This window comes from Undibacterium umbellatum (genome assembly GCF_014284125.1).
GTDB lineage: Bacteria > Pseudomonadota > Gammaproteobacteria > Burkholderiales > Burkholderiaceae_D > Undibacterium > Undibacterium umbellatum.
Genome location: NZ_JACOFX010000012.1, coordinates 68507 through 80915, shown reverse-complemented (window position 1 = coordinate 80915; position 12409 = coordinate 68507). Strand labels below are relative to the sequence as shown.

Annotated in this window: 16 protein-coding genes and 1 pseudogene; 14 read left to right on the top strand and 3 right to left on the bottom strand. The window is 48.3% G+C overall.

Going from position 1 to position 12409, the window contains the following annotated elements; translation table 11 throughout:
* Window positions 1-11 precede the first annotated feature (11 nt).
* The 4 genes from H8L47_RS19805 to H8L47_RS19790 all read left to right on the top strand — a co-directional run bounded on the left by H8L47_RS19805 (window position 12) and on the right by H8L47_RS19790 (window position 3590).
* A complete protein-coding gene (locus tag H8L47_RS19805; RefSeq protein ID WP_186955332.1) occupies window positions 12-704 on the top strand; it encodes a TorF family putative porin in 693 nt (230 codons plus the stop codon).
* 241 nt (window positions 705-945) lie between these two features.
* A complete protein-coding gene (phaP, locus tag H8L47_RS19800; protein ID WP_186955331.1) occupies window positions 946-1911 on the top strand; it encodes a phasin family protein in 966 nt (321 codons plus the stop codon).
* A gap of 353 nt (window positions 1912-2264) precedes the next feature.
* Window positions 2265-2882 (top strand): transporter substrate-binding domain-containing protein, encoded by a 618-nt coding sequence (locus H8L47_RS19795; protein ID WP_222616614.1) that lies wholly within the window; start codon window positions 2265-2267, stop codon window positions 2880-2882.
* A 324-nt stretch (window positions 2883-3206) separates the two neighbouring features.
* Entirely contained in the window at window positions 3207-3590 is a 384-nt protein-coding gene (locus H8L47_RS19790) for a hypothetical protein (protein WP_186955329.1), read from the top strand.
* Between the two features lie 14 nt (window positions 3591-3604).
* Here the strand turns inward: H8L47_RS19790 and H8L47_RS19785 are convergent, their stop codons facing one another.
* The 3 genes from H8L47_RS19785 to H8L47_RS19775 all read right to left on the bottom strand — a co-directional run bounded on the left by H8L47_RS19785 (window position 3605) and on the right by H8L47_RS19775 (window position 5365).
* Window positions 3605-4135 carry a GNAT family N-acetyltransferase gene (locus tag H8L47_RS19785; protein WP_186955328.1) on the bottom strand — a complete coding sequence of 177 codons (531 nt, stop codon included), beginning with the start codon at window positions 4133-4135 and terminating at the stop codon, window positions 3605-3607.
* Window positions 4136-4248: 113 nt separating this feature from the next.
* Entirely contained in the window at window positions 4249-5094 is an 846-nt protein-coding gene (locus H8L47_RS19780) for a PA4780 family RIO1-like protein kinase (protein WP_186955327.1), read from the bottom strand.
* A 13-nt stretch (window positions 5095-5107) separates the two neighbouring features.
* Entirely contained in the window at window positions 5108-5365 is a 258-nt protein-coding gene (locus H8L47_RS19775) for a hypothetical protein (RefSeq protein WP_186955411.1), read from the bottom strand.
* A 256-nt stretch (window positions 5366-5621) separates the two neighbouring features.
* Here H8L47_RS19775 and H8L47_RS19770 point away from each other — a divergent pair, with 256 nt between their 5' ends.
* The 10 genes and pseudogenes from H8L47_RS19770 to H8L47_RS19725 all read left to right on the top strand — a co-directional run bounded on the left by H8L47_RS19770 (window position 5622) and on the right by H8L47_RS19725 (window position 12408).
* Window positions 5622-6452: a ParB N-terminal domain-containing protein gene (locus H8L47_RS19770; RefSeq protein WP_186955326.1), complete on the top strand. Its 831-nt coding sequence runs from the start codon at window positions 5622-5624 to the stop codon at window positions 6450-6452.
* A gap of 23 nt (window positions 6453-6475) precedes the next feature.
* Window positions 6476-7408: a fused MFS/spermidine synthase gene (locus H8L47_RS19765; RefSeq protein ID WP_186955325.1), complete on the top strand. Its 933-nt coding sequence runs from the start codon at window positions 6476-6478 to the stop codon at window positions 7406-7408.
* Window positions 7362-7640: pseudogene (locus H8L47_RS30455) on the top strand (hypothetical protein); the annotation flags it as partial. The gene H8L47_RS19765 and the pseudogene H8L47_RS30455, both read left to right, overlap by 47 nt.
* A 25-nt stretch (window positions 7641-7665) precedes the next feature.
* A complete protein-coding gene (locus H8L47_RS29870; RefSeq protein WP_268978080.1) occupies window positions 7666-8244 on the top strand; it encodes a DUF1223 domain-containing protein in 579 nt (192 codons plus the stop codon).
* A gap of 131 nt (window positions 8245-8375) precedes the next feature.
* Window positions 8376-8822, top strand: coding sequence for a DUF2214 family protein (locus H8L47_RS19750; protein WP_186955323.1), 447 nt, complete (start codon window positions 8376-8378; stop codon window positions 8820-8822).
* A gap of 125 nt (window positions 8823-8947) precedes the next feature.
* Window positions 8948-9319, top strand: a complete 372-nt coding sequence (locus H8L47_RS19745) for a hypothetical protein (RefSeq protein WP_186955322.1) — start codon at window positions 8948-8950, stop codon at window positions 9317-9319.
* A gap of 196 nt (window positions 9320-9515) precedes the next feature.
* Entirely contained in the window at window positions 9516-9869 is a 354-nt protein-coding gene (locus tag H8L47_RS19740) for a LiaI-LiaF-like domain-containing protein (RefSeq protein WP_186955321.1), read from the top strand.
* 33 nt (window positions 9870-9902) lie between these two features.
* On the top strand, window positions 9903-10589 hold the full coding sequence (locus H8L47_RS19735; protein ID WP_186955320.1) for a LiaI-LiaF-like domain-containing protein: 687 nt from the start codon (window positions 9903-9905) through the stop codon (window positions 10587-10589).
* A 12-nt stretch (window positions 10590-10601) separates the two neighbouring features.
* Window positions 10602-11669: a sensor histidine kinase gene (locus H8L47_RS19730; protein ID WP_186955319.1), complete on the top strand. Its 1068-nt coding sequence runs from the start codon at window positions 10602-10604 to the stop codon at window positions 11667-11669.
* Window positions 11662-12408 (top strand): LytR/AlgR family response regulator transcription factor, encoded by a 747-nt coding sequence (locus H8L47_RS19725; protein WP_186955318.1) that lies wholly within the window; start codon window positions 11662-11664, stop codon window positions 12406-12408. The genes H8L47_RS19730 and H8L47_RS19725 overlap by 8 nt, the downstream gene beginning before the upstream one ends.
* Window position 12409 lies beyond the last annotated feature (1 nt).

The following is a 12409-nucleotide window of genomic DNA, read 5'->3' as shown; positions in this document are numbered from 1 at the left end:
AAGGAGTGGTATTGCTTAAATATTGCGTGATTCTGGTCATTTCCATCTTTGCTATTGCTGGCAAGGCATGCGCACAGGTCAGTGGCAGTATCACGCTTGCTTCCGACTATAGCTATCGTGGTGTCTCACTGAGTAATGAGCGACCCGTGGCACAACTTAATCTGGTTTATGACGCCCCGGACGGCTGGTATGCTGGCGCCTTTGGATCAAAGGTAAAGCTCACTAGTAGTGATAGTAACGGTGAACAGATTTTGCTGTATTCGGGATTTTCCCGACGGCTGCGTAGTGGATTGATTTGGGAAGCTGGTGCTACTGCGGCGCTTTTCCCTAAAGCTAACGACCTCAATTATGGCGAAGTGTTTGCCGGCCTGATGTTCGACAATCTCAGTGCAAGGATTTACTACTCTCCAAATTACATAGGACTCAATAGCAAGACGCTGTATATGGAAGCCAATGCAGACTATCAACTACAAGAACATCTGGACCTGTTTTCCCATATAGGCTGGCTGGTTTACCCAGATGGTAAAGTGGGGCGAGTCAACCGTAATCGCGTGGACCTGCGCGTAGGTGTGGGCAGCAATTTTTCCTCCTGGAAGTTGCAACTGGCTTATAGCATCACCAGGCCACAATATAGTTACAAAACAGGAAAGTATCAAAACAACTCCCGCAACAGTCTGGTATTCAGCGCCAGTTATTTATTTTGACAAGCCTGCCACGTTAGTAAGGTAGATTCGAATAGGCAATGCCTCCTCAACTTTTTCATCAATAGAACTTTATTTTCCGAATAAATATTGCGATGCAAAAATAATGCTTACAAATTAAGCAGGCTAGCGATAGAATGCGTTATTGACAAATAATGCTGCATTGCGCCATTTTTTTACAATATGCTGATTCAATTGGCGTCTATCTTCTTGATGCTTCAATTTCCCTACTCTGGAGAGTTTCATGTCTTTGCTTACTGAACAATTATCATCTGCTGCCCAGACTCAATTGGCGAAACAAATTACCGTTTTTCAAGCCTGGTCGCAATTAGCCTTTGGCGGTCTGGAAAAATTGATCGCCCTGAATTTCAATACTGCCAAACAATCCCTGGAAAACGCCAACAGCGTGACCCGTGAACTGCTTGCCGTCAAACAGCCGCAAGAACTGCTGGATGTGAGCCGCACACATAGTCAGCCACAAATTGAAAAATTTCTGTCCTACGGGCGCGAGCTGGCCAGTATTACCAGCAGCACAAGGGCAGAAATATGGCAAATCGTCAGCAAGCAAGCCCCATCTGTTACAGAAACGGCAGTGACTGAGACCAAAACCGCTCCAGCGTCCACGACCAAACCAGAGGTCAAAAAGCCTGTTGCTGCCAAGCCCATCGCTGAGACCAAACAATTAACTTTGCTGGCAGAAACAGAAGCCAAACCCGCCAAGGCACCATTAAAACAAAAGCCTTCGGTGGCAGTCACAGAGAAAGCCACAGTAAAACCAGTGGTTAAACCTGTGACTAAAACTCAAATAGCCAAAGTTGAAGCAAAACCTGCAACAATCAAGGCAGAGATAAAAAAACCGCAGACTAACAGCCCTGTTTCGACAGTTGAAGTCAAACCAGTAGCTCCAGAAACCATTCCAACCACAGTACCAACGCCAGCAGCAAGCAGTGCAACTGCCGCGACTATACCAAAAGCATCTGAGAAAAAAACCGTGTCTACAAAACAAACTGCAGCAAAAGCGGTCACTAAAGCCAGCCCTGTTGCAAATGAATCGATTGAAACTACAGAGAAAAAATCTGCTGTAAAATTCCCATTCCCAGCCACGTCCAATTTGAAGAAGACATCTGGATTTCCAGTAAATAGCGGAAAACCAGCCTACAAGGCAAAATCCAGCGCAGCCACTGGCGCCAAGAAGCCAGTACGCCAATAAGCCATCGCAAGAATAAAAACAAAGCCGCAGTGCAGATCAGCTTTGATCGGCACTGTGGCTTTGTCCTATCTGCGGCAAGAATTAAGCTTTAGTAAACCAGTCAAGATCAAAAATGTGTCTCTGGAGCAAAAAATGTGGATATTCCCGGTCAATTGCCTCTGAAAATCCCGTCCAATCGCATTGGATCACTTAGAATGAATTAAACATTCAGTGACAATAAAATGAATCTTTACCATTTAGCCTGCGTGGTGTGTACGGCGAGCATATTTTTAACAAGTCAAAATACGCTTGCACAAGAGACTATAACTGTCGCCTGGCGCATCAAACCACCTCATCAGTACCTGGAAAATGGTGTGGAAAAAGGCATACTACTGGAGCGAGCCAAACAGGTGTTAAGCACTGCACAAATCGCCCACCGTTTTGTGGAGGAACCAGCAAAACGCATCTGGAGTAATTTTTCTGGTGGCACCAAGAATTATTGTTCGTTTGGCTGGTACAGAATCGCCGAGCGAGAAGCACTTGTGCAGTTTTCTGAGATCTTTCATACTGACCCGCCACATACCTTACTGGTCAGTCCGGCTGCCGCGAAACAGGTCGCCGCACATCGTACCCTAAAGTCGTTAATGTCCGATCCCAATCTGACGCTGGGTGTAGTCGATGCAGTTTCTTATGGCCCTGAACTGGACGCCATGTTTACCACTACCAAAAACAAGGTCGTACGCAGCACAACCTTGCCCATGATCATGGCACGCATGGTCGCCGCCAACCGCGCATCCTATATGCTGATAGACAGGGAGGACTGGGAATACCTGAAGGAAAAGGAAGAAAGCCTGAGTCAGACTACACAAATGGATTTGCAGGGCATGCCTTCAGGCTTGAATCGCTATATTGTTTGCAGCAAGGATGTGACGGCTGAGCAAATGCGTAAGATCAATACGGCTTTGCTCAAGATTTATCCGGTAAAGAAATAGAGATTAGTCAGCTAATAATCAACGGTTTATTATTAGCAAAGCAATGGGGCATAACGTTGATAGTGGCAGCCATAGACTATAACTCAGAGAAAAATGAAAATATGCGGGTATTGAATTGGAAACAGCGATTTGGTTTGACAATGTCAATCATTTGGGTACTTGCATGGCTGCTGATGTACCTTGATGATTCTTTTATGCCGTTCAAAACGAAGGTAGTCGGCTTTTTGGCTATTGGTGTTTTACCCGTAGTGCTAGCATGGCTAGGTGTATGGACTTGGGAAGGACACAAGCTAACCAAAAGGAAGTGAGAGGAATAGCCAATATATGGATATCGAAAATGAAATCATGCGGGCAAAATGCAAGAAGGTAGTCGATGATTTGTGGCGCTCGATGCTTAATTTTGCTACCCAAGGATCGGCCTCATTAGGTGAGGAATGCATACACAGGTTTGAGGAACGTGAGCTTGCGAATGCTAACCAGATGCCCGCAGGCGAAGGTCAGCGCTATATCAACATGATTGATGACGAACGGGGTAAGATTTTAGACGAATATATGGCAAATCCGGAAGCCCTAAAACGTCGCCTTGGTGTCGGATATGAATCCGGTCAGCACACCAGTCCGAATGAAAACCGGCTAGCTAACACTGTGGTAACAACTGCTGTACAAGCTACCTTTTTGCAAACCATTCGGGCAATATTCCGACTCTAAATTAGCAAATCTGACTACGACAACGCCTCCCACTCATTCCTGAGCAAGGCATACATCACGATATCCCTGTGCTTGCCGTGTGTGAAAATGGCACCGCGTGCTATGCCTTCTTTCTGGAAGCCGCAATTGATCGCCACTTTTTCTGAAGCGACATTATCAATATTCATGTGGATTTCCAGACGGTTGATGAGCATGGTATTGAACAGATAATCCCTGAGCAATTTGACAGCCTCGGTCATGATGCCTTTGCCATGCAGGTTTTTGACAAACATGCCGTAGCCGATTTCGCGGGAATTGAAGTAAGGCACGGTCTTGAAATGAAACACGCGCCCTATCATTTTTTCATTTTCATCGATGATCAAGAAAGTCTCGAATTGCTCTTTGGAGCGTGATTCATCTTCAAATTTTTTCTCTGCCACACCTGGCAACATCAGTTCCTGAGATAAAAAATCACCCTTGGCATCCGGGTGATTCATCAACTCCAACATGGGCATGACATCTTCTTTTCTGATGTGGCGAAGGTGAAAGCAACTTCCTTTGATCATGCAGATTCTCCTGTGCTAAACAATTGTGTGATGGATTCACCAGTGTTCAGGATGGACAAAGATTGATGGCAAGAGTTCCCAGTATTGCTGGGAATTATCATGAGCAAGAACACCTATGTCTCCAGCAAACGCCTTTGCCTTTCTTTTTCTTCAAAGATGGCAGATTCAATTTCTTCCATGACGGCACCCAGATCAACCGGGCGGGTATCCTGCGCAACGATGCCGGTCAATACGGTTTCCGGTGTCAGCAAGCCTGCGGTAAACAGCTTCCAGATTTCTTTGCCAAACTTGCTACCGTTCAGTTCAGGTGCAAACTGGCCGAAATACGTCGCCAGATTGTTCACGTCGCGTTCCAGCATGACGCCTGCTTCGGTATTGCTGGCGGCATCTATCGCCTGCGGCAAATCGATGATCACCGGCCCTTCTTCATCGACGAGGATATTGAATTCAGACAAGTCGCCATGGATGACACCGGCACATAACATCAGGACGACCTCATGCAATAACTGGGCATGGTATTTCCGTGCCAATTCCGGCGTCAATTCCACATCGTTGAGGCGGGGTGCGGCATTGCCATCAGCATCTGTCACCAGATCCATCAGCAATACGCCTTCATGGCAGATATACGGCTTGGGGACCTTGACACCGGCAGCAGCCAGACGATACAGGGCATCGACCTCTGCGTTTTGCCAGACTTCTTCCTGCATCTTGCGACCATAGCGCGTGCCTTTTTCCATGGCGCGGGCCTGACGGCTATTCTTGACCTTGCGGCCTTCCTGGTAAGAGGCAGCGTTCTTAAAGCTGCGCTGACTCGCTTCTTTATAGACCTTGGCACAACGAATCTCTTCGCCACAGCGCACGACATATACTGTGGCTTCCTTGCCACTCATGAGCTGGCGCATGACTTCGTCGATCAAACCTTCTTCCTGCAGGGGTTGCAGTCGTTTTGGTGTTTTCATTGATGGGGACGGCTCAGGCTTTGCGTGGCTTGCCGCCAGTTTTTACCAGCTTGACTGGTGCATGGCCGCGTGACTTGTTGCGCATATCATAAATTGTCTTGGCATCCTGCTCTGCACGTTCTTGCGTGCGCATTTCAGGAACATCGTCATGCAAGCTAAAAAATTCAGCGGCCTGGGCGCGCATCACATGTTTGATGGCTTCATCATCGCTGAGGTCAAATCTCTCTGTCATCAAAGTGGTGACTTCATCCAGATATTCTTCATAGGTCATCATGCTGGTTTTTCCTGTCTGTCATGAAGTGCGTTTGGAAACTGCGGCTGTAGATGCATTGCATCCATGGCAATTTTTATAACGAATTTGGTCAATAAAATGGGCTAACTCCATAGCGCTCATTATGCTCACTACGCCTGAAAGATTACGCCGAAAGACCAGTATTGTACACGTGCTACCCGCTGACAACGGTGTTGCGGTGGTTCTCGGCTACAATGCCGCCTTCCCCGAAAAATTCCAGCCTGGATATAATTGCATGAGTATCATCATCCATGAGGCCCTGCGCGCCTATATAGACCCTTTGACCGAGCATGAATTTACTGCTCTGGAACGCAGCATCCTGACTGAAGGCTGCCGTGACGCCCTGGTATGCTGGGGAGATATCCTGATAGACGGGCATAACCGCTATGCGATTTGCCAGCGTCATAATCTGCCTTACAATATTGTTCAAAACGACAACTTCAGCAATATCGAAGACGTGCAACTGTGGATGATAGACAACCATCTGGGTCGTCGTAGTGTCACTGACTTCCAACGCGGCATGCTGGCCTTGCGCAAAAAAGAAATCGTCCTGGCTCGCATGAAGGCGCAGGAAGAACAGGCACCGTCAGACAATGCGGAAAGCGAAGTTGCCGTCCCGGTAGTCAAGCCCACGCAGAGCCGCCAGGAAATAGCTCGCCTGGCAGGCATCAGCAGCAATGCCGTGGTACAGATAGAGAAAATCCAGAAAGCTGCCGCACCTGAACTGGTACAAGCCGTGCGCGACGGCACTATCTCCATCAGCGCAGCAGCAGCCATTGCCTCCCTGCCCAATGAAGATCAAGTCGCCGCTGTCGCTGGTGGCCGCAAGGAATTGCAACAAGCTGCCCGCCAGGTCAGGGAAAAAGTACGTGAACAAAAAGGTCCGGCCAAGGCTGCTTCCAGTGAAGCCGTTGCCCCTGCAGTGATAGAAGGCAGGGAGGACAGCGCCAGCAGCAGTAATACAGATGAACTCAGCAACCTGCGCCAGCAAGTTATGCACCTGCAGACTGAGAACAGTGAATTGCTGAGCCAGATTGCGGCGCTGAAAGCCCAACTGGCAGGTTGAGCACAAACTTAAAGGTGGCGTATATGAAAAAACCCCGGCAAAGCCTGTCCAGCCTGTTTCTTAACAAGGTGCCGGCTGCTGAGAGCGAACATATCCGCCATTTGGAAGAAATTCAAAAAACACATGAGGGCCGCCCCTTTCATTTCGATGATGGCAATCTGCGCATCATGTACCTGAACCCCAAATGCATGCAAAGCGCGATGAAGCTGGATGCGCCGGATGAACTGGTATGCGCCTACTCACGCACTGTCATGGGTCTGCTGATGTTCCACCCTCAGCCACGCCACATCCTTTTGATAGGTCTGGGCGGAGGTTCGCTGGTTAAATACTGCTATCGCCATTTGCCAGACAGCCGCATTACCGTACTGGAAATCAATGCAGACGTGATCGCCATGCGCGATCTATTCATGCTACCGCAAGATGATGAGCGTTTGAAAGTCATCCATTGCGATGCAGTGACACACTTGCAGATCAACACTTACGATGCCGATGTGCTGCTACTGGATGCCTATGATGAAAACGGCCTGGTGGCGGACTTGAATACGGCAGAGTTCTACGCCATCTGCCATGCCAACCTGAAAGCAGATGGCATCATGGTTGCCAATGTCTGGGGCAAGCCCAGCGCCCTGGCTGGCATGCTCAGCCGCCTGCGCCAGCAGTTTGCGCGCCAGGTCAACTGGGCGCGCTCACCTGACAGTTATAACCTCATCGTATATGCCATCAAGGGTGTATTGAATCAGGCTGACGAAAATGCGGTAAAAGCTTTGTCCGACCAGCATCCAGGCTTGCAATTTTCTGAGTTGAAGGAGAATTTATTAAGCCTGCCTTTGTCTGCAGAATACTCCTCTACAGAAAAGGAACTACTTGCACTCAAACAAAGTCTGGCAACAATCATGGTGCCTGACGCCAATGTCCCACAAAATTATGCGGACTGGAAGAAACAGGTTGGCGAATGAAAATCATCACGATGTAAGCAAATCAGCCGAAATCCGACCAATGGACATCCAAACTATAAGGATCGCCATGAAAGCCCTGATCTTGATTAGCCTGATGAGCTTTGCTGCCAGCAATACACAAGCGGCCGAAATTTGCAGTAAATCCAGCCCCGCGCATACTGTCGCCCTGCTGGAGCTCTATACATCTGAGGGCTGCGACAGTTGCCCACCCGCCGACAAGGCCATTAGCCGCTTGCACGCAAACACTGGCCTGAACACTGAAGGTTATTCCTGTTTCCCTGCATGTCGATTACTGGGATCATCTGGGCTGGAAAGATGTTTTTGGCAAAAAAACTTTCACCGAGCGACAAAGGAATTTGGCCGACCTTGCTGGCTCACGCACTATCTATACACCGGAAATTTTTATAGCAGGAAAAGAATTGCGCAGTTGGCGCAATGGCATGACAGATGAAATCCGCCGTATCAATCAAAAACCTGCTGTGGCGTCCTTGCGCATAAGCATAGAAAAACTGCTCGATAACAAGCTGTATTTCACTCTTCAAGGCAATAGCATGCAAGACGCTAAGCTACATTTTTCACTAGTCGAACAAGATCTGGTCAGCAAGGTGCAAGCTGGAGAGAACCGGGGTGCCAGTTTGCAACATGACTTTGTCGCCAGGGAATGGGGCGAGGCTCACCAACTTAGTGCAGGCAAGCTGGCAAACTTTGCCAATCAACTGGATTTACCTGCCAATGCGAAACGCAAAAATTTGTCGGTGCTGGCGTTTGTCCAGGATAAGCGGGGCAATATCCTGCAAGCCCTGAGCCTGCCTTTATGTGAAACCCTGCAGCGATAAGCGACTGTTCACGCCAGATTTTCGCTGGTTGACGACAAAATTCACAGCCATGGTCTTATTTCTCAAGTAAGCAAAACGCAAATCGCTTAGACTTTATGGACCTCCCTGCTTACCCTACAGGAATCATCACCGTGAATATACTCGTCGCCTTACTGCACCATATTGCTGCCTTTACTCTTGTTGGCACTTTGCTGACCGAACTCGTCTTGATACGCCAGCCCCTGACTTTGTCATCTGCAAAAAGCCTACGCTTCATAGACAGCATTTATGGCTTGAGCGCCATGCTCATCATCATGCTGGGTGTCTTGCGCGTCATGTATTTTGAGAAAGGTCAGGATTATTACCTGCATAATCATGCCTTCATGCTCAAAATGAGCGCTTTCATTGTCGTGGGATTGCTCTCCATCTACCCGACCAAGGTTTTCCTGCAATGGGGCAAGGCTGTCAAACAAAACCAGTTGCCATCACTGCCCGAGGGGCAGGCCAGGACCATACAAAGGATTTTGAAGCTGGAATTGGCTGGTATATTTTTCATTCTGGCCAGTGCAGTGCTCATGGCCAAGGGGCGCATGATATAAGACGGTATTGTTTAAACTCATGCCTGACACAAGAAAAGTTGTATAAATGACTGATTTCTGGCAATCTTTCCCTATCATATGGCGTTGCCACCATTCTTGGTGGCGCGATTATTCGGGACATTGCCATGTACGACGAAAACGACTTCACCGCAGTATCCAAGTTCTTGAAACTGGGTATTAAAATCACGTTCAGGAACCCCATGGGGCAAAGCCCAACGTTTCAAGCAACTTTTCCTACCCCAAAAGGGGCAATTGTCACCCTGGATGAAAAAAGCCTTTACGATGTAGAGCGCAAACTGCGGGCCCTGATAGGGAGTGATGTGCCAGTCAAGACCAAACTGGCGCCGTTTACCTATCTGGGCACGAATTTCCGTGGTTTGCTGTATTGCACCAAGGGTTCCAATGAATATATTGTGCAAGAGACTCACGATGTCTTTGGCACAGAATCCAGGCGCATCGTACGTACCGCAGAACATTTCATACAGTTACTGAGCTAAACCATACATAGAGTGGCAGCCCTGCTCAAACAGAGCTGTCATTCCATCCCGCTGTACCCTGCCCCAACCCGCTTTTCGTCAGTCACCGACGAAGCACCGTCATTCGCCGAAATTGAGGCGACAAGAGTCTGCGCATTCAGTATCTTCAATCACGGAACAAAACCACAGCAGTTTTTGATGAGTGAAAGGATAGGATATGTCTGGCAATTCTGAAAGTCAAAGCAAGGGTAATTTGTTTTTTGGCCTGACTCTGATCGTCGCAGGTACTGTTTTTTTGATGGATCGCATGGAATTGATCCATGCATTCGACTATTGGTTCTTGTTACCCGCCATGATAGCCCTCGGCGGCGTGGTTGACATCGTCAGCCCCAGCAAGCCTGAGCATATCGCCAAAGGCTGCTTCAGCCTGGTGTTTGCCCTGTGGCTGTATGTCTCCATAGAGCAGTTGTGGGGCTGGAACTTCCGCACCAGTTGGCCTTTGCTGTTGATTGCCTTTGGCATACAGCATCTGGTGGGTGGTTTGCTGGCAACCAGAGAAGTACAAAAATAAAAATTAACGTTCACAATTTTTTGGATCACTATCATGAAAAACGATAATCCTCAGGGCCGCGTCCTAATCGGATCCCTGCTCCTGATTTTTGGTGCCTTGGCACTGTTAGATAATCTGAACCTGTTCAGGGCACGAGAAATTTTTCACTTCTGGCCCATGGTCTTCATATTCGTCGGCGCCTTGAAAATTTCAAAAAGCGATACTACCGCTGGATATATCATAGGCTGTGGCTTTATTGGCCTGGGTGGTTTGTTGCTATTGCATCACATGGGCATTATCTATTTCCGCATGCGTGACTGGTGGCCTGTTTTCCTGATCTTTGCTGGTTTGATGGTTATTTTCAAAGGCAAGGTAGGCAATCAGGATAAATTAATCGCCAAGGATGGCAATCAGGATGCTATCTGCAATATCGTCGCGGTGATGAGTGGCAACAAGCTGCAAAACAGTTCGCAGGATTTTCTCGGTGGTGAAATCAATTGCGTCATGGGTGGCGTGGAGCTGGATTTGCGCAGCGCCTCCATGCAGACAGAGGCTACTCTGAATGTTTTTGCCATGTGGGGTGGTATCGTCCTTAAAGTGCCAAATGACTGGACAGTCGTTTCGCATGGCTCGCCCATACTTGGTGGCTTTGATGATAAAACCGTGCCGCCTATGTTGAATGCGAAGAAACTATACATCAAGGGTTATGCCATCATGGGTGGCGTTGAAATCATCAACTGAAGATAACGATCTATGCATCCCATTTTGTCAGATCGGCGCCGCTTTCTGGTCTACATCACAGCATGGATGATGACTGGAGTGCTGATCGCCAGGTTACTGGTCTCGGCGGATCTGGCAAACTGGTCGTTTGCCATGGTATTCTCACTGCCGCTGGCTTTATTTGGCGGTTTTCTGACTTCTTCGGCGTATTTTGTTTGCCGCTCTCTACCGTTCAATCGCCGCAGTTTCAGTCTGGCTGCCCTGATCTTTGCTAGCGCATCCATGATTTCAGGCATCAGTTGGCTAGGACTGTGCTATGGCTGGAACAAGGTACTGGTACTGGCATTGGATGAAGTAGAAGTACTGCATATGAGCAGCCATTTGTCGGTGCTGTTCTTCATCACCGGTTTTGCTGTTTATCTGCTGGCGCTGCTCGCTTTTGATGTGTATATCGCTTTCGACAATATACGTGAGGCTGACCGGCGTGAAGCGGCCTCACGCCTGTTGGCCAGGGATGCTGAGCTACAAGTCTTGCGTTCGCAAATTGATCCCCACTTTTTATTCAATAGCCTCAACTCCATCAGTGCCTTGACTGCAATTGATGCCGTCGCAGCACGCACCATGACGATTGCGCTTGCTGACTTCTTCCGGCAAACCCTGGCGATAGCCGAGAAAGAAAAAATCAGCCTCAATGATGAATTGCGTCTCTGTGAAAATTTCCTGGCCGTGGAAAAAATCCGCTTTGGCAAAAAATTGGGCATGGAATTTGAAGTCACGACTGAAGCAGAAACTGCGCTGATCCCGCCCATGATATTGCAACCCTTGCTGGAAAACGCCATCAAGCATGGCATACGCAATTTACCCAAAGGCGGCATCATCAAGGTCACGATATTTCAACGTGACTGCTGGCTGCACATTGCGGTAGAAAACCCTGTCAGTAGCGCTCCTGGCAACAGCACAGGCAATGGCCTGGGCCTGAATAATCTGCGTCAGCGTTTTTTTGCCTTGTATGGCGAGCAGGCGCGCGTCAGCTGGCAGCGTACAGACGAGAAATTTGTCCTGGAAATGACTTTACCCTTTGAGCATAACAATCATGAATAAACGCTTACAAGTCTTGATCGTCGATGACGAAGAACTGGCCCGCAGATTATCGCTGGAATACTTGCGTTCCCATCCTGACATAGAAGTCGTAGGGGAATGCGAAACCGGGCTGGAAGCCGTTGACGCCATCAGCAAACTCAATCCTGACATGGTCTTGCTCGACATACAGATGCCGCAATTGTCAGGACTTGAAGTGCTGGAAATAACAGGCAGACGCAGCGGTGTCATCTTTACGACCGCCTATGATCAATACGCGCTGAAAGCATTTGATTTACATGCTGTTGATTATTTATTAAAGCCTTTTTCACAACAACGTTTTGATGACGCCCTGACTAAAGCACGCAAATTATTGGCGCAAGAAACATCATCGTCGACACAAGCAATAGAAACATTGTTGACACAGCAAAGCGAAAAACTGCAACGACTGCTGATACGTGACCGTGGCCAGGTTCATGTGGTGCCGCTGGCGAGCATAGACTATGTCGAAGCCCAGGATGACTACATCCTTATCCATGCAGCTGGCAAGTCGCATATGAAAACCCAGAGCTTGTCTGAACTGGAAGCACAACTTGATGCCAGCAAATTCGTGCGTGTGCATCGATCCTTTTTGTTACAGCTCAACGCCCTGCAAGCGATAGAAAAAACCAGCAAGGATAGCCAGGTTGCTGTACTGAAGAACGGAGCACAAGTCCCAGTCAGCCGCGCTGGTTATGAACGCATCAAAGCTTTGCTGAATTAAC

Bases quoted from the DNA above. Each gene is read 5' to 3' on its own strand.
- phaP (WP_186955331.1), top strand. From the start codon at position 946: ATGTCTTTGCTTACTGAACAATTATCATCTGCTGCCCAGACTCAATTG.
- H8L47_RS19790 (WP_186955329.1), top strand. From the start codon at position 3,207: ATGGATATCGAAAATGAAATCATGCGGGCAAAATGCAAGAAGGTAGTC.
- H8L47_RS19785 (WP_186955328.1), bottom strand. From the start codon at position 4,135: ATGATCAAAGGAAGTTGCTTTCACCTTCGCCACATCAGAAAAGAAGAT.
- H8L47_RS19780 (WP_186955327.1), bottom strand. From the start codon at position 5,094: ATGAAAACACCAAAACGACTGCAACCCCTGCAGGAAGAAGGTTTGATC.
- H8L47_RS19775 (WP_186955411.1), bottom strand. From the start codon at position 5,365: ATGACCTATGAAGAATATCTGGATGAAGTCACCACTTTGATGACAGAG.
- H8L47_RS19770 (WP_186955326.1), top strand. From the start codon at position 5,622: ATGAGTATCATCATCCATGAGGCCCTGCGCGCCTATATAGACCCTTTG.
- H8L47_RS19765 (WP_186955325.1), top strand. From the start codon at position 6,476: ATGAAAAAACCCCGGCAAAGCCTGTCCAGCCTGTTTCTTAACAAGGTG.
- H8L47_RS19745 (WP_186955322.1), top strand. From the start codon at position 8,948: ATGTACGACGAAAACGACTTCACCGCAGTATCCAAGTTCTTGAAACTG.
- H8L47_RS19740 (WP_186955321.1), top strand. From the start codon at position 9,516: ATGTCTGGCAATTCTGAAAGTCAAAGCAAGGGTAATTTGTTTTTTGGC.
- H8L47_RS19735 (WP_186955320.1), top strand. From the start codon at position 9,903: ATGAAAAACGATAATCCTCAGGGCCGCGTCCTAATCGGATCCCTGCTC.
- H8L47_RS19730 (WP_186955319.1), top strand. From the start codon at position 10,602: ATGCATCCCATTTTGTCAGATCGGCGCCGCTTTCTGGTCTACATCACA.
- H8L47_RS19725 (WP_186955318.1), top strand. From the start codon at position 11,662: ATGAATAAACGCTTACAAGTCTTGATCGTCGATGACGAAGAACTGGCC.